The following is a 25226-nucleotide window of genomic DNA, read 5'->3' as shown; positions in this document are numbered from 1 at the left end:
CGGCGGGCACCGCGTCCGCCGCCGGAACCCCAGGGTCCGGCCCCCCAGACCCCGCAGGGACGATGAGCACGTACCGCGACTTCACACACCGCGGCTCCGCCCGCGCGACCGTCCTGCGGACCGTCGGCACCCGGGAACGGCGTTCGCACCTCACCGCGCCCCGGGTCCCCACCGTCGGGATCGACATCGGCGGGACGAAGGTGATGGCCGGCGTCGTCGACGCCGACGGCACCATCCTGGAGACCGTGCGCACCGAGACGCCGGACAAGTCCAAGAGCCCCAAGGTCGTCGAGGACACCATCGTCGAGCTGGTCCTGGACCTCTCCGACCGCCACGACGTCCACGCCGTGGGCATCGGCGCGGCCGGCTGGGTCGACGCCGACCGCTCCAAGGTCCTCTTCGCCCCGCACCTCGCCTGGCGCGACGAACCCCTGCGCGACGCCCTCGCCTCCCGGCTCGTCGTCCCCGTCATGGTGGACAACGACGCCAACACCGCCGCCTGGGCCGAGTGGCGCTTCGGCGCCGGCCGCGGCGAGGACCACCTGGTCATGATCACGCTGGGCACCGGCATCGGCGGCGCGATCCTGGAGGACGGCCGGGTCAAGCGCGGCCGCTACGGCGTGGCCGGTGAGTTCGGCCACATGCAGGTGGTGCCCGGCGGCCACCGCTGCCCCTGCGGCAACCGGGGCTGCTGGGAGCAGTACAGCTCCGGCAACGCCCTGGTCCGCGAGGCGAAGGAGCTGGCCGCCGCCGACTCGCCGGTCGCCCACGGGATCATCGAGCGGGTCAAGGGCAACATCCCCGACATCACCGGCCCGCTCATCACCGAACTGGCCCGCGAGGGCGACGCGATGTGCGTCGAACTCCTCCAGGACATCGGCCAGTGGCTGGGCGTCGGCATCGCCAATCTGGCCGCCGCGCTCGACCCCTCCTGCTTCGTCATCGGCGGCGGTGTCAGCGCCGCCGACGACCTGCTGATCGGACCGGCCAGGGACGCCTTCAAACGGCACCTCACCGGGCGCGGCTACCGTCCCGAGGCCAAGATCGCCAAGGCCCAGCTCGGCCCCGAGGCCGGTATGGTCGGCGCGGCCGACCTCGCCCGGCTGGTGGCCCGCCGGTTCCGGCGCACCAACCGCCGCCGCGTCGAGCGCTACGAGCGGTACGCCCAGATCTACGACCAGGCCGCGAGCACCATCCGCAACACCCGCAACACCCGCACTTCCTAGGGACGCCCACACCCATGACCGCAGCCGAGCACCCCGTCGTGCCGCGCCAGTCCCCGCCGCCCGGCGAGGGCCCGCCCCCCGAGGAGCGGCGGCGGACGATCCGCCGGCGCCTGATCACGGCGACCATCATCGTGCTGCTGATCGGCGTCCCCGCCGGGTACCTGCTGATCTCCGCGGGCCAGAGCCGCCGCTCCGGCCAGGACAAGGCCGCCGAGGCGGCCGCCCAGGGACTGCGCGAGGGCTGGCCCTCGCGCATGCTCCGCCGCATCTTCGAGGTGCCGATCCCCAAGGACGCGGTCGAGGTGCAGTACTACGAGACCAACAACTGGAAGGCCAGCCGGATGTACGTGCAGTTCCGCACGTCGTCCAACGGTCTGGACCGCTTCCTGACCCAGGTCGGCACCGGCCGTGCCGCGCTGGAGGCGGGCGAGGTCACCGTCGGGGCCCGCGACCGGAAGATCGCCGGCTGGCACTTCGTGGACGGCGTCTCCTGGGCCGGCGTCCGGCACACCAACCCCGACCCGCGCCCCACCCAGGACATCACCGTCGACATGACCGACCCGGCGTCCCCGGTCGTCTACGTGGTCTCCGCGGCGACCCCCTGATCCGGGCCGCCGTCCGGCGGGAGCGGTTCAGGACGCGGTGTACTCGTGGGCGGCGGCGCCCTGCCACTCGACGAGCGACGGGGTGTCGAGCGCCCGCTCGGGGTCGGCCATCCCGGCGTCCGCGAGGAAGACGATGACGTCGTGGTCGCTGTGGGCGAGCCCCAGCTTCTCTTCGCGTCCGGCGATGTGCACGGTGACGAGCCGGGCCCCGGACGGGGTCGGCCGGTGGATCACGATCGGAGGAGTAGCCATACCTCCAGCGTGGCCCGGAGCGCCCGCGCGCGCATCCGGTCCCGCCACAACCGCCCGCCCGGCGCCGGAATCCGGTACGTTGCCGCCCCCGCACCGCCCGGCCCGGTTTCGCTCATGCCGGAGCCGGAGCCGGAGCCGGAGCCGGAGCCGGAGCCGGACCGCCGGCGTCCCGGCCGCGGCTTTCGGACCTCGGCCTTCCGGCTCCGGCGTGCGCGGCGCCCCCGGGAGGGCCACCCTGGGACGGAGGCAGGGGCCCCCGGGGCCGTCCCGCCCCTTTCCGGCCGGGCACGGAGGCGAGCGCCATGGACAGCGACGATCTCCCGGACCTCGGCCCCGGTGCGTTCGGACGGCGCCGCCCCGTGCACCGCTGGCTCGTCGTCGCCGCGCTCTTCGCCCTGCTCTGCGGTCTGCTCGGCGCGGCGGCCGCCTGGCGCGCCGACGCCCGGGACGACGCCGTGGCCGCCGCCCACCGCCACCGGGTCGTGGCCACCACCACCGACCGGTCCGTGATCGTCCCCGAGACCCGGTACGCCGCCGCGCCCACCGCCACCGCGCCCGCCCGCTGGGAGTACCCCGCGCACACCCCGAGGACCGGCACCGTCCATGTGCGGCCGGACACCGCGAAGGGGACCCCGGTGGAGATCTGGGTCGACGACGCGGGCGCCTACCGGGCCCGGCCCGCGTTCGGCCTCGCCCAGCGCGCGCTGACCTCCGCGGCCTTCGGGATCGTCGTCACCGGCCTCGTCGTCCTCGCCGAGGGCGGCGGCTTCCTCCTCGTCCGCAGACGCGCCCTGAACCGACGGCTCGACGCCTGGGAACGCGAATGGGAGGCGCTCGAACCCGTCTGGACGGGCCGGCGGCCACGCGACCACGGCCACGACGACTGACCCGGCGCGGCGACCCCGTGTCCCCGGCGCGCCCCCGCGCCGCGACGCCCCGATGGCGGTTTGACGACACGTCGTGATCCCGCCAGCGACCGGCCTTCCGCCCTGCTCCGCCCCGCACCGATGATCGTGCGACGATCCCCGGTCCCTCCCGAGCGGAAGCAAGGCAACCCATGACGCACGTCCCGGAACAACGACGCCTGTCCCTGGTGGTGGCGGCCACTCTGCTGGCCGCCGCCGCGGGTGCGGCGCCGGCGGCGGCCGCCGCGCCGAAACCGACCGCCCCGCCGAGCGCCGCCTCCGTGCTGGCCTCCCTCGACGGGCAGGAACGCCAGGCGCTGCACCGGATGGCGGGCCTGGAGCTGGGCGGGGTGCACCTCTCCGACCGGGCGCTCGCCTCCTCCGACCCCGTCGACGTCATCGTGCAGCTGCGCACCCCGCCCGCCCGCACCGCCCGGCTGCTGGCCGCCGCGCAGGGCCGCGAGCTGAGCGAGAGCGACGCGCGCGCCGCCGTGACCGAGGCCCAGGACTCCTTCCGCGACGCGCTGGCGACGATGTTCCCCGCGCCGGAAGCCGGGGCGAAGGGCACAGCCAGGGGCACGGCCAGGGGCGCGGTCGCGGTGCCGAAGCCGCGCCGCAGCTTCACCCGGAGCTTCGACGGGGTGAGCCTGCGGCTGCCCGGCGACCGTGTCGCCGAACTCCTCCGCCACGACGGGGTCGCCTCCGTCTGGCCCGACGCCGAGGTGAAGGCGCTCTCGGACCCGGAGGCCACCGGCTCCGGGGCGGACGGGCGGACCGGCGCGGAAGCCGGCGACGACGCGCTCACCCGGCTGCACGCCGAGGGCGTCACCGGCAAGGGCGTCAAGGTCGGGATCATCGACACCGGCATCGACTACCACCACCCCGACCTCAAGGACGTGTACGCGGGCGGCCACGACTTCGTCGACAACGACGAGGACCCGATGGAGACCACGTACGAGGACTGGAAGGCCTCCGGCCGCGCCGAGACCAACCAGGGCTCCACCTACTACACCGAGCACGGCACCCATGTCGCCGGCATCGTCGCCGGACGCGGGCCGGCCGGCCGGGAGCGGGCCGCGCACGGCGTGGCCCCCGACGCCTTCGTGTACGCGTACCGGGTCCTCGGTCCCTACGGCAGCGGCCGCACCAGCGACATCGTCGCCGCCATGGACCGGGCAGCGGCGGACGGCATGGACGTCGTCAACATGTCGCTGGGCGCCGCGATCAACGACCCGCTCAGCCCGCAGTCCATCGCCGCCGACAACCTCGTCCTGGCCGGCGTCACCACCGTCATAGCCGCCGGCAACAGCGGACCGAGGACGGGCACGGTGGCCACTCCGGCCGCCGCCGCGCTGCCAATGACCGTCGGCGCCCACTCCGCGCCGCTGACCCTGCCTTCGTACACCCTGACCGCCGGATCCGCCGCGGCCGAGGGGCGGCTGCTCGCCCAGCCCTACGGCGACGCCCTCGACCGGCTGACCGGCGGCCCGCTCGGCGTCGTCGACGTCTCCACCGGCACCGCGGCCGGATACACCGGCAAGGACGTCACCGGCCGGGCCGTCCTCGTCCGGCGCGGCGGCATCCCGCTCGACGAGAAGGTGCGGCGCGCCCACGACCAGGGCGCCGCCGCCGTGCTGCTCGTCAACGACAACGCCGCCGAGGGGCACATCCCGGTCTACCTCGGCGAGAACCCGCGCTACGTCCCCGCGTTCTCGGTGACGGCCGCCGACGGCGCGGCGCTCGGCACGGCGGGCGCCGAGGTCTCCTTCGCCGCCCGGGGCACCTTCCGGCTCGGCGACGGCGCGCTGGCCGACTTCAGCTCGCGCGGCCCGGTCTACGGCACCTCCGCCATCAAGCCCGAGGTCACCGCGCCCGGCGTCAGCGTCCTCTCGTCCGTGCCCGCCGACATCGTCGACCCCGAGGGCGACGACTACACCTACGCCTACGCCCGGCTCAGCGGCACCTCCATGGCCGCGCCGTACGTCGCGGGCACCGCGGCCCTGCTGCTCCAGCACGACCGCTCGCTGAGCCCCGACGCCGTGAAGGCGCGGCTGATGAACACGGCGACCGCGCTGCCCGGCGACGTCAGCGTCTTCGAGGCCGGCGCCGGCGCCGTCGACCCGTACGCGGCGGTCCACGCCACCACCTCCGTCCAGGTGCCCGAGACCACCCCGTACGTCACCGTCGAGGGCGAGCGGACCGAGATCGCCGCCGACACCGGCGCGCTGGACCTCGGCGTGCTGCCGGTGGGCCGCGCCACCGACATCCGGCGGACCCTGCGGGTGCGCAACGACAGCGGCCGGCCCGCCACGTACACCGTGCGGACGTCCTTCGGCACCGGCTCCGGCGTCTCCGCCGACGGCGACGCCGCCGGCCTCGCCCTGACCACCCCCGGCACGGTCACGCTCGGGGCCCACGGCCGGCGGAACCTCACCGCGGCCCTGCGCGTGCCCGCCGGCGCCCCGGCCGGCTACTACGAGGGCACGGTCACGCTGACCCCGGGCCGGGGGAGCGGACTGCCCGTCCTGCACGTGCCGTTCGGCCTGCGCGTCGCACCGTCCGGGTTCGAGAGGATCGAGATGACCAAGCCCGTCATGTCGACCGGCCTGGGCTCCGACCAGGGCGCGGTGGGCAAGGGCGCCGCGACCTTCAACCTGATGATGGCCGGTCAGCTGCGCAGCGTCGACGTCTTCCTGACCGACGCCGACGGCAAGGACATCGGTTACGTCGGCGGCATCAACACCACCGGACTCAGCGAGGGCGTGCTCTACGGTCCGGCGACCGTCGGCACCTGGTACTTCCCGCTGACCGGCGACGACGCCACCCCGGTGGACCCGCGCGGCCGGTACATGACCGACGGCCACTACAAGCTGCGCATCGTCGGCACGGACGCGGCGGGCGGCACGGACAGTGAACTGCGCGACGTCTACGTCGACACGAAGCTGCCCGACTACCAGGACGCCTACGGCGCCTGGGACCCCGCCCACCCCACCGTCGTCGAACGCCCCGCCGACGCCACGGCGTTCACCGTCGGCGGCACCCTGCGCGACGCCCAGACCGACGCCATCCGCGCGGCCGGTCTCGACATCGGCCAGGACGACAACCTCCTCTACTACTCCCAGTACAGCCCGAACGCCCCCGAGGGCCGGCTCACCGTCGGAGCCGACGGCACCGTGAACGGGCAGGTCAAGCTCTCCGCCGGTCCGCCCATCTCCATGCTCAAGCTGTGGCCCACGGACGCCGCGGGCAACATCGGCGACATCCGCATCCTGAACCTGATCAAGAAGGGCACTCCGTACGTGGTCGGCGACGCGAGCACGTCGACCGCCCGCGCCGGGGACCGCGTCACCTACACGCTGACCGCGCACCACCTGAAGGACTGGAAGACGTTCACCTCGCAGATCCGCTACGACGACCGGAACGTGCGGCTCGTCTCCGTCGACGCGACCGACGCGCTCACCGCGCACGGCCCGTCGGAGATCCGCCGCACCGACGTCTCCGCCGGCTCCTCCTCGTACAGCACCCTGTCGTTCGACGTCTCCGACCCCGAGGGGCTGACCGATGACGCGATGCCGCTGCTGAAGCTGACGTACGAGGTGACCGGCGGCACGATGACGAGCGTGGCGGGGTTCAGCACGGGCAGCACCTCCGCCGTCGACACCGCCGGTGCCAAGACCAATCTGAACGTCCAGTTCTACGGCGCGGTGCGGATGCTCAACCCGACGTCGACGTTCGGTTCCCGCCCCGCGGTCCAGGGCCTGCTCAACCGCGACGGCGGCTTCGACAGCGTCCGCGACCACACCGCCGACGGCATCGGGACGACGCTCACCGCACCCGACGGCACCCGCCGCACCCTCCCCGTGGACCGGGCGGGCAAGCTCTCCGTCGGCGGACTGGCCCCGTCCGACACGCCCTACCGCTTCGAGGTGAAGGTCCCCGGACACTTCACCTGGACCGAGGACATCGACCTCGGCCTGGACGGCCCGTGGGGGATCGCCGGCACCAACGGCACCTCGGGCGCCGCCCTCGTCGCCGGTGACGTCAACGGTGACGACGTCATCGACGTCCGGGACGCCGCCGCCGTGTACGCCGCGCGGGGCACCGCCGACCGGGCCGCCGACATCGACCACGACGGGACCGTCGGCCCCAAGGACCTGGACTGGGTGCGCCAGAACTACCTCGCGCACAACAGCATGAGCGACCGCGTGACCGACCCGGTCAGGACGCTGCGCGGCAGGACCCTGGAGGACTACCTGTCCCTGATGTAGACGGACGGCCGCCGCGGCCCCGGTTCACACCCAGTTGTTCCGGATCGCGTACCAGCCCAGCTGGACGCGCGAGGTCACGGCGGCCAGATCCATCAGCGCCCGCACCCGGCGCTGCACCGTACGCGGCGACGTGCCCAGCTGATGGGCCGTCGCCGCGTCCGTGAGGCCCGACAGCATCAGCTGGAGGATGCGGCGGTCGGTGGGGCTCAGATCGCCGTCCTCGCGCAGATACGGGCGCGAGCGGCGCCACACGGACTCGAACAGCTCCACCGCCAGCACCACCAGCGGCGGCCGCAGTTCCAGCGACCGCCCCGGCTCGACCTGCACCATGGCCGTCTCCTCGTCCGCGATCAGCAGCTTGATCAGCGGCTGGTCCACCACCCGCACCTGATGACCCCGCTCCACCCGCAGGTCCAGGGCGCGCAGCGCGGCCGGCTCCGACAGGAAGTCCCGGTCCACCACGATCCGGTACGAGGCGTCCGGGTTGCCGTCCTTGCGCATCGACGTTCCGCCCTCGTCCGGCCCCTCCGCCTCCGGACCACCCGGCGCACCGGGCCCGTCGGGGCCGCCGGGGATCGTCGTCGGCACCGGGGCCACGGTGTTCGCCCCCGACTGGAAGCCCCACAGCGAGGTCCGGGCCGCGTACTCCATCTCGTAGATGCGGCGCGCCTGTTCCTCCACGCGCTCCCAGACCCGCACCACGTGCTCGTCGGCCGCCCCGCCGCCCTCCGGCCCCCACTGCCCGAGCAGCCGGGCCAGCGCGGCGTCCGCGCCCCGCAGGTGCCCCCGCAGCTCGTCGAGGGAGGCGCGCAGGGCCGGACCGGACGGCGCGGCGCCTTCGGGCCGCTGCGAGGGTGTTCCTGGAACGGGCGACATGCCCCTAGTGTCGCCGCCCCCGCCGCCGCGCCCGCAGGGACCCCCTCGACGACCCGCGGCGGCCCGGCCCCCAGGGTGTCGTGAATACGTCATGGCGGTCACTCGCCAGCCCGAACCCGCCCACCGGGGGCGCGCATTGGCCACCCTTCTGGTCCATCACCCCTTCGATCAGGAGTTCCCCCGTGAGACGCAGCAGACCGTGGCGGACCACCGCCGCCGGGCTCGCGGCCGTGGCGCTGCTCGCCGTCGGCGTACCCGCCGCCCAGGCAGGACCCACCGCCACCACCACCCCGGTGACCGGCACCGGCACCGACACCGCCCGCACCGTGACCGTCACCCTGGTCACCGGTGACGTGGTCGACGCCCGGGTCGCCCACGACGGGCGGATCCTCTCGGCCTCGCCGCGCCCCGTGGACGGCACCGACCACCCCGCCGCCGTCTGGCAGGACGGCACCCGCACCTATGTGTTCCCGCAGGGCGTCGAGAAGCTGGTGGACGCCGGACTCGTGGACGCGCGCCTCTTCGACATCGGCCGGCTCGTCGCGGACGGCTACGACGACGCGCACTCCGCCACCGTGCCCGTGATCGTGCAGTACGCCGGGGGGCGCACCCCGCGCACCGCCCGGCCCGGCACCCGCACCACCGCCGCGCTCGCCTCCATCGGCGGCGCCGGACTGGCCGTCACCAAGAAGTCCGCCGCCGAGGCCTGGCGGCAGCTCGCCCCCGCCGAGAAGACCGCCCGCACCGCCGGAGCCGTCACCCGCGTCTGGCTCGACGCCAAGGTGCGGGGCACCGCCGCGCCCGTGCCCGACACCCCGACCGTGCCGCTCACCGGAGCCGGCGCCGCCCACCGCGCCGGCCTCGACGGCAGCGGCGTCAAGGTCGCCGTCCTGGACACCGGAATCGACGCGGACCACCCCGACCTCGCCGGCCGGATCACCGCCACCAAGGTCTTCGTCAACGGCCAGGACGACCACGACCGCACCGGCCACGGCACCCACACCGCGTCCACCGTCGCCGGCACCGGCGCGGCCTCCGGCGGCCGGTACGCCGGCATGGCCCCCGGCGCGGACCTCCTCGTCGGCAAGGTGCTCGGCGACGACGGATCCGGCTCGATCAGCGGCATCGTCCAGGGCATGGAATGGGCCGTCGCCCAGGGCGCCCGGGTCGTCTCCATGTCGCTCGGCGCCGACGGCGCCACCAGCTGCGCGGGACCGGACGTCGAAGCCGTCCAGCGCCTCGCGGACAAGGCCCTGTTCGTCATCGCGGCCGGCAACGCCTCGCTGCGCGGCACCGTCTCCACCCCGGGCTGTGCGCCCGGCGCGCTCACCGTCGGCGCCGTCGACCGCTCGAACGAGACGGCCTCCTTCTCCAGCCGCGGCCCCTCCGCCGACGGCGTCAACGCCAAGCCCGACATCGCCTCCCAGGGCGTCGGCGTCGTTGCCGCACGGGCCGGCGGCCGGGGTGATCTCGCCTACCGGGCGATGTCCGGGACCTCCATGGCCACCCCGCACGTCGCCGGCGGCGCCGCGCTCCTGCTCCAGCAGCACCCCGACCTGACCCCCGCCCGCCTCAAGGCGCTGCTCACCTCCTCCGCGAAGGACACCGGCGCCCCCGTCCTGGACCAGGGCGCCGGACCCATGGACGTCGCCCGCGCGCTCACCCAGCCGGTCGTCGCCGCGCCCAACACGCTCCTCGGCGACTTCGCCTACCCGCAGGCCGGACTCGACCCGGTCGACCGGGCGATCAGCCTGACCAACGTCACCGACCGGGACGTCACCCTGGACCTCGCCGTCCGCGAGGTGCGCGGCGACGACGGCAGCCGGGTGAAGGGGCTGGCCGCGCCCGCCCGCACCCGCGTCACCGTGCCCGCGAACGGCACCGCCGACGTGCCGGTCCGCATCGACCCGGCGGTGGAGCTCGCCGCCGGGGCGTACGGTACGCTCACCGGCCGCCTCCTGGGCACCGGCGCGCACGGGGTGCGGCTCGACGTGCCGTTCGCCGTGCACCTGGAGGTGCCGTCCGCCGATCTGACCGTCAAGGGCCTGGACCGGCACGGCGAGCCCGCGACGTCCCCCTCGGCCTTCCAACTGTTCGACGACCACCGCGACACCGCGCGGCGCTACACCATCGGCTACCCGGCCGCGGGCAGCACCACGATCCGGGTCCCGCTCGGCACCTACGACCTCAGCGGCATGATCATGACCCGGGACGAGCCCGGTGACCTCGGCAGCGTCGCGTCGGTCTCCCAGCTCTACCGGCCCGAACTCACCGTCTCCGGTGACACCACCGTCACCCTGGACGCCCGCGCCGCCGAACCGGTCACCTGGGACACCGACCGGCCGAGCCGTCCCAACGGATTCGCCATCGGGCTGACCCACGGCCTGGACGACACCGGCCGGCTGCTCGCCGGATACGCCACCTCCGTGCCCTCGTACACCAAGGCGATCTACGCCCAGCCGGTCCGCCGCGCCGAGCGGGTCACCTTCCTCGCGTCCGTGCGGCAGACCGCGCCGCTCGCCCGGTTCACCACCGGCGGCGGGCGGGTCCTGGACTCCCTTCCGGTGCAGAAGGCCACCGAGTTCGACGGGCGGGGCTCCGCCGAGGTAGTCGCGATCGGCAAGGGGACCGAGGAGAACTTCGTCGCGCACGACCTGAAGGGCAGGATCGCCCTGGTCGACGCCGGGACCGGGGGCGGCAACGCCTACATCTGGGCCTCCGCCGCGGCGAAGGCCGGTGCCGCCGGGGTGCTGGCCGCCGTCCCCGACAGCAGGGGCCGCATCCAGACCACCGGGCCCGAAGGCGTCCCGCAGGCCACCATCACCTGGGACGACGCGCTCGCCCTGAAGGCGGAGGCCGCGTCGTCCGGATCGGCGGACCTGAGCTGGTCGGGGACCGCGACCGCGAACAGCCCGTACGTGTACAACCTGGCGTACACCTCGAAGAACGCGATCCGCCCCGGCACCCACCGGGTCCGCGACCGCGAACTCGCCGTCACCGACGCCCGCTACCACGTGCAGCAGGCCACCGGCGACACCACCTACTGGTCCGACGTCAAGGTCGGCCTGCCCGGCATGGCCGCCGTCTGGGCGGGCGGCACGACGCTGCCCCTGCACGCCCCGCAGCGCCGCACCGAGTACTTCACCCCGTCCGGCACCGAGGGGCTGACCTGGACGACGCTGATGCGCCGCGACCTCGGCCCCAACAGCGGTACCGCCTACGACGGCCCCCGCGCGGTCCGGCAGGGCGCGTCCACGGCGTACTGGTACAAGTCGCCCTACGGCCCGGTCCGCAACACCTACAGCCCCGCGCTGATGAACCGGGACAGCGACCGGCTCACCTTCACCATCGCCCCGTTCGGCGACGCCGGCGGTCATGACTCCACCCTCGCCCGCTCCGACTACGGCACCCGCCAACTCCTCGTGAACGGCGCACCCGAGGCCCTGGTCTCCGGGATGTACGAGCTGCCCGGCGAACCGGCGGACCTCACGTTCCGCCAGACCTGGCAGCGGCCCGCCTCCGCCGCCGACCGTACGGGCCTGGCCTACGCCACGGAGTGGAACTTCCGCTCGGGCCCGGCCGACCAGGGCGCCCAGCGCCTGCTCGTCCCCGTCCTCGGCCTCCCCTCCGATCTGCGCAACACCCGCCCAGCGGGCGAGGCCACCACGATCGGCGTCGGCGCGGCCGTGGACGGCAGCGAGACTCCCGTCTCCCTGGAGACCGCCCGTGTCGAGTACGCCTACGGTGACCAGACCACCGCGGACGCCGTCACCGACTGGCGGCCCGCCGCGACGAAGCGGACGCACGGGACCTGGGAGGCGTCCGTCCCGGGCGACGCCCCCGCCGGAACCTTCGTCCATCTGCGCGTCACCCTGACCGACGGACAGGGCGCCCGTGTCGCCCAGACGATGGTCCGCGCGTACGAGGTGCGCTGAGCACGCCTCACAGCCGAGACACGCCTTACAGGGGCCGCCCGGAGACGGGCGGCCCCTTCGTCCGTCCGCGCGGTGGCGGAACTACGACGCGTCGTCAAGTCGCCACCTCAGTACCTCCGTTGAACCCCCTTCGCGCTGCGAGGATGCGTCGCGTCCTCGCTCCGTGAACCTTGGGGGTTCCCTTCATGCAGGTCAGATCCATAGCCGCGGCCGCCGGTCTGGTGGCGGCGGCTCTCGTCCCCGTCACCGCCGCACAGGCGGCCGGTCCGGGCACCGTGGGCACCACCGCCACCCGGCCCGCGGTGCCCACGACCTTCACCGTGCCGCTGCCCACCGGCGACACGGTCACCGTCGAGCGGACCGGTACCGCCGTCCGCGCGGCGACGGTCACCCCGGCCCCCGGCCGCGGTGACATCGCCTTCACCACCAGTTCCATCGGGTCCGACGACGTCAGCGTCGTGCCCGCGGACGCCGAACCGCTGCTGGCGGCGGGCCGGCTGGACCCGCGGCTCTTCGACGTGAAGGCCCTCCTGGACGCCGGCTACGGCACGAAGGGGACCCGGTCCTCCGCGGCCGTGGGCCTGATCGTCCAGCACGGCAAGGGCGCCGGGGCCGCGAAGAAGGCCCGTGCGGCGGCCGGCGGGGCGGCCCGGCCGGCGCGCGCGATCCCGCGTCTGGGACTGACCGCGCTCGACCCGCACGGCGGCGCGGACGCCGCCGCCACCTGGAAGCGCCTCACCTCCGGGAACGGCCGCGCGCTCGCCGGAGGGGCGAACAAGCTCTGGCTGGACGGCCGGATGCGCATCGCCCTGGACAGGAGCGTTCCGCAGATCAACGCCCCGCAGGCCTGGTCCGACGGGTACACCGGCAAGGGCGTGACCGTCGCCGTCCTGGACAGCGGCTACGACTCCGACCATCCGGACCTGGCCGGCCGGGTGACCACCTCCGCCACCTTCCTCGGCGGGGACAGCGCCGAGGACGACAACGGCCACGGCACCCATGTCGCCTCCACCATCGCCGGTGTCGACAGCACCTACCGGGGCGTCGCCCCCGAGGCCTCCCTGGCCGTCGGCAAGGTCTGCGACAACACCGGCCTCTGCCCCACCTCCGCGCTCCTCGCCGGGATCGACTGGGCCGTCAACACCGTCCACGCCAAGGTCGTCAACATGAGCCTGGGCGGACCCGCGGACGAGACGGACCCCGCCATCGCCGTCATCAACGACCTGTCGGCGCGCACCGGCACGCTCTTCGTGGTCGCCGCGGGCAACGACGGGGAGTTCGGCACGGGTACGGTCGGCGCCCCCGCCATCGCGAACGCCGCCCTGGCCGTGGGCGCGGTGAACGCCGACGACGAACTCGCCCCGTTCTCCAGCCGGGGCCCCCGCCCCAGCGACAACGCCGTCAAGCCCGACCTCACCGCCCCCGGAGTCTCCATCGTCGCCGCCAGGATGGGCGGCGGCCACACTTCCAAGAGCGGGACGTCGATGGCGACCCCGCACGTGGCCGGGGCCGCCGCGCTCGTCGCCCAGGCGCACCCCGACTGGACCGGCGAGCAGATCAAGACCGCACTGATGAACAGCGCCGAGCCGAACGCCAAGCGCTCCGCCTACCAGCAGGGCACCGGCCGCACGGACGCCGGCCGCGCCGTCCGGCAGACGGTCCTCGCCTCCCCGGCCAACCTGACGACCGTGGCCGGCTGGTCGGACGGCGCGGGCAAGGACACCACGCACACGGTCACCTTCACCAACACCGGGAACAGCGACACGACGCTCGACCTGGCCGTCGAGAAGCCGCTCTCGCCCACCGCGCAGCCCGGCAACCCCGAGCAGTTCTCCGTCGACCGCGACCGGGTCACCGTCCCCGCGCACGGCACCGCCACCGCGACCGTCACCACCCGCGCCGCCCTGCTGCCGCACGGCCCGTGGTCCGCGGTCCTCACCGCCTCGCAGGGCGGCACGCCCGTCACCCGGACGATCCTCGGCGTGGACAGCCCCGTGCCCAGCCACACCGTCACGCTCCACGCCGAGCAGCGCGACGGCTCCCCGGCGACCGGCTCCGCGATGATGGTCAACCGCTGGACCGGCGACCGCTACCCGGTCCGCATCACCGCCGGCACCGGCACGGTGACCGTTCCCGAGGCCCAGTACTGGGTCGGCATGACCATCACCAGCGGTGCCGGGACGGACCGCACCACCACGATGGCCGTCACCTCCGTCACCCCGCTGGACGACACCGGCGTCGACCTCGACGCCCGCACCGCCGCACCGGTCGGCGCCGACGTCCACGACCCGGCCGCCCGCGCCACCGCCGTACAGGCGGCCCTCGCCCTGCCCGCCGGCACCGGAACGTACACCCTGAGCGTCGTCACCACCGGCGAGCGCGCCGGGCAGTCGCTGTTCGCGACCCCGTTCGCGGACGAGGACGCCCGCTACCGCACCTTCGCCGTGTTCGCGGCCGAGGGCGCCTCCTCGCAGGCGCCCAGCCCGTTCTTCTACCACGTGGCCCGTTCCTGGGACGGAGAGGTGCCGGCCCGCCCGGCCTTCTCGGTCCAGCGCCGTGAACTGACGGACGTCCGCGTGCACTTCAACGCCCAGGGGACCCCGGCGGCCGGAACGAGCGCGGCGACCCCGGACGACGGGACGCTGCTGCCGCTCTTCATCGACCAGTCGGTCCGCTTCCCGTCGACCGTGACCGACTACCGCACGCCCGGCGAGTGGCTCGACCGCGCCACGATCGCCGGTCGGCAGTCCCTCGCGACGCAGACCGAGACCGTCCGCCCGCACGCCACGACCCGGCTGGACTTCGCCGCCGCGGTGATCGGCCCGGCCCTCCCGGCCGCGCCCGCCTACCGCCTGAAGGACTCCGTCGTCTGGGCCGGAACGCCGTGGTTCGCCGACGGCGACGGCACGCGGGGCGGCTCCGACTGGGGCGCGACCGGCACGCTCACGCTGGCCGAGGACGGGCAGAAGCTCGGTGAGTGGAACGCCGTCGGCAGCGGGAAGACCGTCCCGGCCCCCGCCGGGCCCGGCCGCTACACCCTGGACGCCGACCTCACCCGCGACCAGGCCTACACGGCCCTGTCCACCCGGGTGACCGCCCACTGGGCGTTCGACTCGGACACCGACGACGGATCGGGCACCATCCTCCCGCTCATGGCCGTCCGCTTCACCCCGCACGGTCTCGACGCCTCGGGCGGCGCCCCGCGCGGGGCGTCCACCCGGGTGGACGTCAAGGTCCAGCGGGCACCGGGCGCCGTCGCGGCCGGGACCGGACCGGTGCGGCTGGAGGTCAGCTGGGACGACGGCGCCACCTGGCACTCCGTCGGGCTCACCAACGGCGGGAACGGAACACCGCCGCACGCCGGTCTGACCGCCCCCGCCGGTGCCTCGTACGCGACCCTGCGCGCCACGGTCTCCGCGAGTGACGGCAGCTCGGTCGAGCAGACCGTCACCCGGGCCTTCGAGGTCAACAAGTCTCGCGGCTAGCCGTCCCGTTGTACGGTCCGGCCACCCGTCGCGGCGGCCGGACCGTACGCCCTGCCGGGGGTGGCGAGGACACGACATGACGTACTTTCGCCACACCCCCGTCCGGGAGGGGCCGATCCGCCCGCAGACCAGTAACCGCACGGCGAAACGGCCCTCCGGAACCCGCCGGGACCCCCTTCGGGGAGCGGGGGAGCGGCGCGGCCGTCGGTGAGACTGGGGCCATGTCAGTGCCCGCGCCCACACCCGACTCCGGACGCCCCGCGAGGACCGCCGACCGGGCGGACCCCACGGCGGTCCGGCCCGCCCCCGCTCCGGCCGCCGGCGGCGGACCGGCAGACCGGGAGGAGCGGCTGCACGCCGCGTTCCGGCGGCTGGGCGAGGACCTGCGGCGCGCCGAGGCCGCCGTGGCCGAGCTCGTCCGCGAACGGCCCGCCGACGACGGGCTGGTCCATGTGGAGACCGTCGAGGGACCGGCCGCGCAGGCGCGCCGGATCCTGGAGCTGGAGACCGGGGCCCGCCACACCTTCCAGGCCTTCCTCACCGGCCTCAACACCGTCACACCGGTCCCGAAGACCCTGGCCGCCGCATCCGACGGACCGCCCGACGGGATCGGCGCGCCCCCCGGGGTGACGTACCAGCTCCTGGTCGACCGGGAGTTCCTGGCCGAGCCGGCGGCGGTCGCCGCGCTGGAGGAGCGGGTGCGGCGCGGGGAGCAGGTCCGGGTGGTCGACAGTCCGCTGCTGAAGCTCGCCGTCGCCGACGGGGAGACCGCCATGGTGCAACTCGGTCCGGACCGCGCGGTGCTGCTGCGGCAGCCGCTGACCGTCCTGGTCACCGAACTGTTCGCCGCCGTGTGGCGCCACTCCCGCCCCTACCTGCGCGAGGTCGCCGAACTCGCCCCGATCGACCGCCAGATCCTCCAGCTGATGCTCTCCGGCCTGACGGACGCCGCCACGGCCAAGCAGCTCGGCACCTCGCCCCGCACCGTCCAGCGCAGGCTGCGGGCGCTCATGGACCTCGCCTCGGTGACCTCCCGGCTCCAACTGGGCTGGTACGCCATGCGGAACAACTGGATGTGATCCGCCGCCACCTGGAGCGCGGCCGGGGTGTCCGGCGGCACGGACGGCCGCTTCACCGTCGCCGTGCGCCGTCCGAGGGCACCCGGCGTACCGCGCGGTCTCCGGACCCCGTCCGGACGGTCGGTTGGCGAATGGGCGCCATGTCGCCAACTCGCCACTCCTGAGCCTCCGGTGACGCCGCGTGGCGCTCCCATACTGCGGTGTGGTCATCGCTCGCGATCACCTGCTGCCCCTGGGCGGGCTTCCTGTGAAGGAGAGTGTGTGTTGAGGCATGTCCCCGTACGACGGCGCGCCGCCGTCGCCTCCTTGCTCGTGACTGTCATGAGCCTGCCATTCCTCGGGGTGGTGCAGGCCTCGGCCGCCGCACCGCCCCAACCCGACCCGTACGCACGGAAGGCCGACGGCACGGTCCGCGAACGGCTCGACACCGCGGACCGGACCACCTTCTGGGTCCAGCTCGCCGAGCAGGCCGACACCTCGGCCGCGCGCAAGGAGCGGAAGAAGGCGGACCGGGGCCGCGCCGTCATCGCGGCCAAGAAGGCCGGGGCCCGCCGGAGCCAGGCCGCCGTCGCCGCCCTGATCAGCGAGGCCGGCGCGACCTCCACCTCGTACTGGATCAGCAACACGCTCAAGGTCACCGGTGACAAGGCCCTCGCGCGGAAGATCGCCGCCCGCCCCGAGGTCACCGCCCTCGCGGCCGACACGATGCTCGACCTCCCCGGCGAACTTCCCGCCGAGCAGGAGCCGAAGGTCGACGGCGTCGAGTGGAACCTCGACAGCATCGGCGCCCCCGAGGTCTGGAACGAGCTGGGCGTCCGGGGCGAGGGCACCGTCATCGGCTCCATCGACACCGGCGTCGACTACCAGCACCCGACGCTGATGGGCAGTTACCGTGGTCTGAAGGCCGACGGCACCTACGCCCACGACCACAACTGGTTCGACGCCACCCGGACCTGCGCGGGCGACGCGCCCTGCGACGACCACGGGCACGGCACCCACACCATGGGCACCATGGTCGGCGACGACCACGCCGGCAACGCGATCGGCGTCGCGCCCGGCGCCCGCTGGATCTCCGCCAAGGCCTGCACCCCGCTCGGCTGTCCGCAGGACGCGCTGCTGGCCGCCGGCCAGTGGATCCTGGCCCCCACCGACCGCAACGGCGGCGATCCGCGACCGGACCTCGCCCCCGACGTCGTCAACAACTCGTGGGGCGCCGACATCATCGACACCTGGTACAAGGACATGGTCCGGGCCTGGCGGGACGCGGGCATCTTCCCGGCGTTCTCCAACGGCAACGCCGGCCCCGACTGCGCCACCGCCGGATCCCCGGGCGCCTACACCAACAGCTACGCCACCGGCGCCTACGACAGCTCCGGCGACATCGCGTACTTCTCCTCCCGGGGCAGCGGTGAGGACGGTGCGGTCAAGCCGGACATCTCCGCCCCCGGCGTCGACATCAGGTCCGCCGCGCCCGGCGGCGGCTACGCCCTCATGTCCGGTACGTCGATGGCCTCGCCGCACACCGCGGCCACCGTCGCCCTGATGTGGGCGGCCTCCCCGGCGATCCGCGGTGACGTCGCGGCCACCGAACGCCTCCTGGACCGCTCGGCCCACGACGTGGACGACACCACGTGCGGCGGCACCGCCGAGAACAACAACGTCTACGGAGAGGGCCGGCTCGACGCCTACGCGGCCGTCGCCTCCGTACCGCGCGGCCCCCTCGGCGGCCTCACCGGCACCGTCACCACCGGCGGCGCACCGCTGGCCGGCGCCACCGTGGAACTCGACGGACCGATGTACGCCACCGCCACCACCTCGGACGCGGGCACCTACACCCTGCCCCGGCTGATGGTCGGCGACTACCGGATCACGGTCACCAAGTACGGCTACCGCACCGCCGAGGCCACCGCCACCGTCACCGAGGACACCACCGCCACCCGCGACCTGGGCCTCGCCGTCGCCCCCGTGGGCACGGTCACCGGTACCGTGCGCACCCTGTCCGGACCCGAGGCCGGCGCGACGGTCGTGGTGGCGGGCGCTCCCACGGACACCACCACGAAGACCGCGGCCGACGGCAGTTACACGCTCAGCCTTCCCGAAGGCGCGTACCGGCTGACCGTCACCCCGGTCTCCCGGTGCGCGACGCTCGGTACGTTCGCCGTCCAGGTGTCCGGGGACGCGAGCGGCAAGGACCTCGCGCTGCCCAGCCGCACCGACCGCTTCGGCACCGTCTGCACCACCACGCGGGACAGCGCGTTCCCCACGGGCACCACCCGGCTCAGCCTGTCCAGCGACTATCAGGGCTCGGCCACGGTCAAGTTCCCCTTCCCGGTCGCCCTCTACGGAAAGACGTACCGCCAGGCCGCCGCGAACGTTGAGGGATACCTCAGCTTCGAGACCTCGGTCAACTCCGGTACCAACCGCACCCTGCCGTACACCGGCTACCCCAACGGCTCGCTCTACCCCTTCTGGGACGATCTCCAGCTGTCCAACGCCGACGGAGACATCCTCTGGACCGTCCGAGGCGCCGCCCCGCACCGCGAAGTCGTCGTGGAATGGCGCAACATGGTGACGTCCGCCGCCCGCACCCAGAAGCTCGGCTTCTCCGTGGTGATCGGTGAGGACGGCACGTACTCCTTCCACTACCGCAACCCGACCGGTGGCTCCTACGCCCTCGGCTCCGGCGCCACCATCGGCGCCGAGAACGCGGACGGCACGGACGCCCTGACGTACGCGTACAACGAGGCGTCCGTGAGCGACGGCCTGGCGGTGACCTTCCGGCCCACCCGCAGCGCCGCCCTGACCGGTACCGTCACCGACGGCAACGACGGGAAGGCACTCGCCGGCGCCACCGTCACCGTGTCCCGGGACGGCGAACCCGTCGCCACCGGCACCACCGCGTCCGACGGCACCTACCTCGTGCAGACGCCGGTGACCGAAGACACGGCCGACTACGACGTGGCCGTCACCGCCGCGCACTACACGGCCGCCTCCCGCACCGTCGCGCTGGCGACCGGGGCCACCGAGCAGTACTCCACCGCCCTGGCCACCGGAAAGGTCACCGCCACCCCCGCCACCGCGACCACCGTCGTCGTCCCCGCGGGGGAGAGCCGGCAGCGCACCCTCACCCTCGCCGACTCCGGCGCGGACACCGGCTACACGGTCACGGAGGCCGACGGCGCCGACTGGTTCAGCGCCACGCCCGCGCAGGGACGGATGACCACGGGCGGTGAGCAGAAGGTCGTCCTGACCTTCGACACGCACGGCGTCGCACCCGGCACCGCCCTCAAGGGCACCGTCGTCGTCGCCTCGGACAGCGGCCGGGCCCCCGAGATCAGGATCCCGGTCACGGTGTCCGTCCCCGCCTACCGCACGGCGATCGACGCGGGAAGCGCCAAGGCGTACACCGACACCGCCACCGACGTCTGGTCACCGGACCGGAAGTACACCGCGGGCTCGTACGGCTATCTCGGCCAGTCCACGAAGGTGAGCACCACCAGGGCCATCGAGGACACCGCCGACGACAGGCTGCTGCGCACCGCCCGCGAAGGCGCCCTGGAGTACCGCTTCGACCAGGTGCCGGACGGCACGTACGAAGTGGAGCTGGACCTCGCCGAACTCGGCGGAGCGACGGCCGGACAGCGGCTCACCGACGTCCTCGCCGAGGGCTCCCTGCACCTGGCCGACGTCGACATCGCGGGCGAGACCGGCGGCAGCTACCGCGCACTGGCCAGGTCCTTCACGGTCACCGTCACGGACGGGCAGCTGAACCTCCGGCTGGTCGCCACCGGCGCCGCGAAGACGCTCGTCAACGCCGTCCGCGTCACCCAGCGTCCCGACCTGAGCAGCTGACCCCATGAGGAGGACGGACATGAACAGACACAGACTCCGGTGGCGGGGACTGCTCGCCACCGCACTGGCCACGACGCTCGGCGCACCCTTCCTGGGCGCGCTCCCGGCCGTCGCCGCCGACACCGAACCGGTCCCGCCGACCACTCTGCGGAGCAAGGCGGACGGCGCCCTGCTCCAGGGCTTCGCCCGGCACGACAAGGTCTCCTTCTGGGTGCAGCTCGACTCCCAGGCCGACACCTCGGCGGCGAAGAGGGCCATCACCAAGACCGATCGGGGCCGTGCCGTCCTGAAGGCCAAGACCGCGTACGCCGCGAAGTCCCAACAGGGACTCACCACGCTGCTGCGGCAGGCCGGTGCCCCCTACGAGACGTTCTGGATCAGCAACACCGTCAAGGTCACCGGCAGCAAGGCCCTCGCCACGAAGATCGCCGCCCGATCCGACGTCTTGTCGGTCGAGGCCGACGACACGATCCCGCTCCCGCCCGCGGCCAACGGCACCGACGAGGCCACGGTCCACGGCATCGAGTGGAACGTCGACCGGATCAACGCGCCCAAGGTGTGGAACGAGTACGGCGACCGGGGCGAGGGCACCGTCATCGGCAGCATCGACACCGGCGTCGACTACCAGCACCCCGCCCTCGCCGCCTCCTACCGGGGGCTGAAGGCCGACGGCACGTACGCCCACGCGTACAACTGGTTCGACGCGACGCGCACCTGCGGCACCGCGAAGCCCTGCGACGACCAGGGACACGGCACCCACACCATGGGCACGATGGTCGGCGAGGACGGCACGGCCAACGCCATCGGCGTCGCCCCCGGCGCCCGCTGGATCGCGGCCAAGGGCTGCACCACGCAGAACTGCACGCGCGAGGCGCTGCTGGCCGCCGGGCAGTGGATGCTCGCGCCGACCGACGCCGACGGCGAGAACCCGCGCCCCGACCTCGCCCCCGACGTCATCAACAACTCCTGGGGCTCCGACAGCCTGGACACCTGGTACCAGGCGATGGTGCAGTCGTGGCGCGACGCCGGGATCTTCCCCGCGTTCTCCAACGGCAACAACGGGCCGTACTGCGACACGGCCGGCTCCCCGGGCGCCTACACGAACACCTACGCCTCGGGCGCCTTCGACAACAACAACCGGATCGCCTCGTTCTCCTCGCGCGGCCCCGGCGTGGACGGCACCGTCAAGCCGAACATCTCGGCTCCCGGTGTGAACGTCCGGTCGGCGGTTCCCGGCGGCGGCTACGCGGCCAAGTCCGGTACGTCGATGGCTTCTCCGCACACGGCGGCGACCGTCGCCCTGCTCTGGTCGGCCGCCCCGGCCCTGCGCGGTGACATCACCGCCACCGAGGCCGTGCTGAACACGTCCGCGACCGATGTGGACGACACCAGCTGCGGCGGCACCGTGGACTTCAACAACGTGTACGGCGAAGGCCGGCTCGACGCCTACGCCGCCGTGAACGCGGCCCCGCGCGACCACATCGGCGCCCTCACCGGCACCGTGACCGCCGCAGGCGCACCGGCCGCCGACGCCGAGGTCTCCGTGGCCGGACCGACGCACGCCACCCTGACCACGCGGAGGGACGGCACGTACGCCTTCCCGCGTCTGGTCTCCGGCACGTACGAGGTCACCGTCACCGCCTTCGGCTACGTCACCGACACCGCCGAACTCACCGTCACCGACGGCGGATCCGCCACGCACGACGCCGCGCTCGCCACCGCCCCCACCGGCACCCTGACCGGCACCGTGCGCAGCGACTCCGGCGCCGAGGCCGATGTCGCGATCAAGGTGCAGGGCACCCCGGTCCGCACCACCACGGCCGCCGACGGCACCTACCGGCTGACGCTGCCCGTGGGCAGCTACCGGATCGGTCTGACCCCGCTCAACCACTGTGCCGCCGCCCTCGGCATCGTGGCGGACGTCGCCACCGGCTCCGCCACCCGGGACCTCTCGCTCGCCACCCGCACCGACGCCTTCGGCACCACATGCCGCCAGGCGTCCGAGGAGTACCCGACGGGCGAAACCAGGCTCGGCATCGCGGCGCCGTCCCCGGCGTACACCGCGATCACCCCGCCGTTCCCGATCGCCCTGTACGGTCACACGTACGACAAGGGCTGGGTCTCCCGGGACGGGCAGGTGATCTTCGGCTACCTCGCCCTGGCCGACAACAGCGCGCTGCCGGCCAAGGCCGCGCCCAACGGCGCGCTCTCGCCGTTCTGGGACCAGCTCGCCATGGACGCGTCGTCCGGCGTCTACACCTCGGTACGCGGTACCGCCCCGCACCGCGAGTACGTCGTCGAATGGCGCGACATGCTCATCGCCCGGGACACCGCACAGCGCATCGGTTTCGCCGCCGTGATCGGCGAGGACGGCACCTACTCCTTCCACTACAAGGGCATCGACCCGAGCGAGAAGGGCTTCGAGCAGGGCACCGGCGCCACCATCGGCGCGGAGAACCACCACGGCACGGACGCGTTCGCCTACGCGTACAACCAGCTCTCCGTACGCGACGGCATGGCGATCCGGTTCCGGCCCGAGGGCCACGCCGTCGTCTCCGGAACGGTCACCGACGCCAACGACGGCAAGCCCGTCGCAGGGGCCACCGTGACGGTCACCCGCGACGGCACGGCCGTGGGGACGGCCACCACCCGCACCGACGGGGCGTATCTGGCGCAGGTCCCGGTGGGCGCGGCGGCAGACCACCGGATCACCGTCACCGCACCGCACTACGCCACGGCGGCCCGCACGGCCGAACTGGGCAGCCTGTCCGCGCTGCGCACCGAATCCGCCCTCACCACGGGCGCCGTCCGGGCCGACAGCACGGCGGGCTACCAGCTGGTCGTCCCGGCGGGCGAGCAGCGCCGACGCACCCTGACGCTCATCAACGAGGGCTCCCCGGCCGCGTTCACGGTCGCGGAGAAGTCCGGGGCCGGCTGGCTGAAGGCCGCCCCGGCCTCCGGCACGCTCGGTGCGGGCGACGGGCAGCAGATCACGCTGACCTTCGACACCACGGCCGCCAAGCCGGGCACCGTCTACAACGGCACCCTGGTGATCACCTCGGAGAGCGCACGCACCCCGGTGATCCCGATTCCGCTGAAGCTCGTCGTCCCCGCCTATCAGCAGGGCGTCGACACCGGGGCGGACACCGCGTCCACGGACGCGGCCGGTGACGCCTGGAGCGCGGACCGGCCGTACGCGGACGGCTCCTTCGGCTACACCGGTGCGAGCACCGTGCCCACGTACACCCGCAAGGACATCGCGGGAACGAGCGGCTCCGCCGAACAGCAGCTGCTGCGCTCGGGGCGCGAGGGCATGGAGGGCTACCGCTTCGACGCGGTGCCCAACGGCGTCTACCAGGTGGAGCTGGGCTTCGCCGAACCGGCGGGCGTCAAGCCGGGCGCCCGCGTCTTCGACGTGCTGGCCGAGGGCGTCGAGAAGATCGCGGACGTGGACATCCGTCTGGAGTCGGGCGGTGCCCGCACGGCCCTGACCAAGGTGTTCACGGTGAAGGTCGCCGACGGCCGGCTGGACCTCACGTTCCGCGCGGTCACCGGCACCCCGCTGGTCGCCTCGGTGCGCGTCACCCAGCGCCCGGACCTGACCGCCTGAGAGGGCCGCACGGGCCCGCCCCCGTCCGGAGGACGTGGGAGCGGGCCCGTGCGGCCGTCCGGCTCAGACGCGGGAGAGGGCCTTCGCCTGCGGGGCGAAGCGGACGCCCAGCAGCTCCTCAACCGGGGCGTACACCTCGGGCATGTACATCGTCGTGGAGAGCAGCAGGTTCTCGGCCGGGGCGACCAGGACGCTCAGCCGCGTGCCCACGGCGACATCGGCGGAGGCGAGCGGCTGCCCGTCCTCGTCGAAGGTCGTGATCAGGTCCGGGAAGGAGGCCCGGCGCTCCCCGTCGACGTCCAGCGCCATGTACTCGTTGACGAAGTGCAGCGTGGTGCCGGCCGCGTCGTCCAGGACGGCGACGCCCACGTCCAGGCCCTCGCGCTGCGCGCAGCGGTACGTGCGCACCGTGCCGGTCACCGCGATCTCGCCGCCGAGATGCTGGGCCGCGCCGAGCACACCGCCCGCCAGGAAGCGCCGGCCCAGCTCGATCGCGAAGCCGATGGCGCCCGGGGCCCCGTTGCGCACCGCGTAGCCGACCTCGACCGGGTTGCGGGCCACGCCCACCCAGCCGCCCGCCTCGACGGAGGCGCGGCGCACCACGTTCGACGTGGCCTCCAGACCGCCGGAGACGGCCCCCTCCACATAGGTGTGCGGTTTGCCGCCCGCGTAGCCCTGGCTGGAGCGGTAGTCGTCCTCGTGGTGCAGACCCATCGCCCCCATCACGCTGGAGGGGTGGGCGCGTCCGTTGCAGGCCAGGTCGATGACGGGCAGACCGGTCATCGCCGAGTGGAACCAGCCGTTGACGGTGGTCTCGGCGCCGTTCTCGTTGGTGTGGACGGCGACCAGGTCGCGCGGCAGTTCGCGGCGGAGCAGCTCCAGGGCGCGCAGCAGGTGCGTGGGCAGGACCTGAGGGTCGGGTGCGGCGGGGGCGCCGACCAGGGCCACGGTCGCGGTCAGGTCGTCGGCCGCGAACTCGTCGGCGGTCCACAGTTCGGGCGTGCCCACCTGGAGGGCCAGTTCGGCGGTGCGCAGGCCCCGCTCGACGAACCCGCCGCCGCCACCGCCCAGTACGGCACCGCCGTACACGGCCGCGCGGAGGTCGTCATGGGTCAGCTGTCGCTTCATCGGAG

12 protein-coding genes are annotated in these 25226 nt (G+C 74.0%); 9 read left to right on the top strand and 3 right to left on the bottom strand.

All coding sequences use genetic code 11. The features are described from left to right. Nucleotides 1-62 precede the first annotated feature (62 nt). Together ACFVDM_RS36200 and ACFVDM_RS36195 are read left to right on the top strand one after the other, a co-directional pair. Complete coding sequence (locus ACFVDM_RS36200; protein WP_383650907.1) at nucleotides 63-1226, top strand: ROK family glucokinase; 1164 nt, start codon at nucleotides 63-65, stop codon at nucleotides 1224-1226. Nucleotides 1227-1240: 14 nt separating this feature from the next. After that, on the top strand, nucleotides 1241-1831 hold the full coding sequence (locus ACFVDM_RS36195) for a hypothetical protein (protein WP_383650905.1): 591 nt from the start codon (nucleotides 1241-1243) through the stop codon (nucleotides 1829-1831). 27 nt (nucleotides 1832-1858) lie between these two features. On the opposite strand, the gene ACFVDM_RS36190 is transcribed toward ACFVDM_RS36195, so the two are convergent. Continuing rightward, a complete protein-coding gene (locus ACFVDM_RS36190) occupies nucleotides 1859-2083 on the bottom strand; it encodes a hypothetical protein (protein ID WP_383650903.1) in 225 nt (74 codons plus the stop codon). A gap of 302 nt (nucleotides 2084-2385) precedes the next feature. Here ACFVDM_RS36190 and ACFVDM_RS36185 point away from each other — a divergent pair, with 302 nt between their 5' ends. Together ACFVDM_RS36185 and ACFVDM_RS36180 are read left to right on the top strand one after the other, a co-directional pair. Then, a complete protein-coding gene (locus tag ACFVDM_RS36185; protein WP_383650901.1) occupies nucleotides 2386-2970 on the top strand; it encodes a hypothetical protein in 585 nt (194 codons plus the stop codon). A gap of 170 nt (nucleotides 2971-3140) precedes the next feature. Beyond that, entirely contained in the window at nucleotides 3141-7256 is a 4116-nt protein-coding gene (locus ACFVDM_RS36180) for a S8 family serine peptidase (RefSeq protein ID WP_383650899.1), read from the top strand. Between the two features lie 24 nt (nucleotides 7257-7280). Here ACFVDM_RS36180 and ACFVDM_RS36175 read toward each other — a convergent pair whose 3' ends face one another. Then, on the bottom strand, nucleotides 7281-8132 hold the full coding sequence (locus ACFVDM_RS36175) for a helix-turn-helix transcriptional regulator (RefSeq protein ID WP_383650897.1): 852 nt from the start codon (nucleotides 8130-8132) through the stop codon (nucleotides 7281-7283). Nucleotides 8133-8314: 182 nt separating this feature from the next. On the opposite strand from ACFVDM_RS36175, the gene ACFVDM_RS36170 reads away from it, so the two are divergent. The 5 genes from ACFVDM_RS36170 (at nucleotide 8315) to ACFVDM_RS36150 (ending at nucleotide 24093) form a co-directional block, all read left to right on the top strand. Next, nucleotides 8315-12067, top strand: a complete 3753-nt coding sequence (locus tag ACFVDM_RS36170; RefSeq protein ID WP_383650894.1) for a S8 family peptidase — start codon at nucleotides 8315-8317, stop codon at nucleotides 12065-12067. A 185-nt stretch (nucleotides 12068-12252) separates the two neighbouring features. Beyond that, entirely contained in the window at nucleotides 12253-15552 is a 3300-nt protein-coding gene (locus tag ACFVDM_RS36165; RefSeq protein ID WP_383650890.1) for a S8 family serine peptidase, read from the top strand. 221 nt (nucleotides 15553-15773) lie between these two features. After that, complete coding sequence (locus tag ACFVDM_RS36160) at nucleotides 15774-16631, top strand: sigma factor-like helix-turn-helix DNA-binding protein (RefSeq protein WP_383650886.1); 858 nt, start codon at nucleotides 15774-15776, stop codon at nucleotides 16629-16631. Between the two features lie 321 nt (nucleotides 16632-16952). After that, nucleotides 16953-20483, top strand: a complete 3531-nt coding sequence (locus ACFVDM_RS36155; protein ID WP_383650882.1) for a S8 family serine peptidase — start codon at nucleotides 16953-16955, stop codon at nucleotides 20481-20483. Nucleotides 20484-20502: 19 nt separating this feature from the next. Beyond that, nucleotides 20503-24093: a S8 family serine peptidase gene (locus tag ACFVDM_RS36150; protein ID WP_383650878.1), complete on the top strand. Its 3591-nt coding sequence runs from the start codon at nucleotides 20503-20505 to the stop codon at nucleotides 24091-24093. A 63-nt stretch (nucleotides 24094-24156) separates the two neighbouring features. On the opposite strand, the gene ACFVDM_RS36145 is transcribed toward ACFVDM_RS36150, so the two are convergent. Further along, nucleotides 24157-25221 (bottom strand): DUF917 family protein, encoded by a 1065-nt coding sequence (locus tag ACFVDM_RS36145; protein WP_383650875.1) that lies wholly within the window; start codon nucleotides 25219-25221, stop codon nucleotides 24157-24159. Nucleotides 25222-25226: the final 5 nt, after the last annotated feature.

The organism is Streptomyces sp. NPDC057682 (assembly GCF_042799575.1).
Classification (GTDB): domain Bacteria; phylum Actinomycetota; class Actinomycetes; order Streptomycetales; family Streptomycetaceae; genus Streptomyces.
Note: the sequence above shows the minus strand (reverse complement) of the source record. Positions and strands in the feature narration are given on the sequence as shown.

Bases quoted from the DNA above. Each gene is read 5' to 3' on its own strand.
- ACFVDM_RS36180 (WP_383650899.1), top strand. From the start codon at position 3,141: ATGACGCACGTCCCGGAACAACGACGCCTGTCCCTGGTGGTGGCGGCC.
- ACFVDM_RS36195 (WP_383650905.1), top strand. From the start codon at position 1,241: ATGACCGCAGCCGAGCACCCCGTCGTGCCGCGCCAGTCCCCGCCGCCC.
- ACFVDM_RS36185 (WP_383650901.1), top strand. From the start codon at position 2,386: ATGGACAGCGACGATCTCCCGGACCTCGGCCCCGGTGCGTTCGGACGG.
- ACFVDM_RS36155 (WP_383650882.1), top strand. From the start codon at position 16,953: ATGAGCCTGCCATTCCTCGGGGTGGTGCAGGCCTCGGCCGCCGCACCG.
- ACFVDM_RS36160 (WP_383650886.1), top strand. From the start codon at position 15,774: ATGTCAGTGCCCGCGCCCACACCCGACTCCGGACGCCCCGCGAGGACC.
- ACFVDM_RS36200 (WP_383650907.1), top strand. From the start codon at position 63: ATGAGCACGTACCGCGACTTCACACACCGCGGCTCCGCCCGCGCGACC.
- ACFVDM_RS36145 (WP_383650875.1), bottom strand. From the start codon at position 25,221: ATGAAGCGACAGCTGACCCATGACGACCTCCGCGCGGCCGTGTACGGC.
- ACFVDM_RS36190 (WP_383650903.1), bottom strand. From the start codon at position 2,083: ATGGCTACTCCTCCGATCGTGATCCACCGGCCGACCCCGTCCGGGGCC.
- ACFVDM_RS36150 (WP_383650878.1), top strand. From the start codon at position 20,503: ATGAACAGACACAGACTCCGGTGGCGGGGACTGCTCGCCACCGCACTG.
- ACFVDM_RS36165 (WP_383650890.1), top strand. From the start codon at position 12,253: ATGCAGGTCAGATCCATAGCCGCGGCCGCCGGTCTGGTGGCGGCGGCT.
- ACFVDM_RS36175 (WP_383650897.1), bottom strand. From the start codon at position 8,132: ATGTCGCCCGTTCCAGGAACACCCTCGCAGCGGCCCGAAGGCGCCGCG.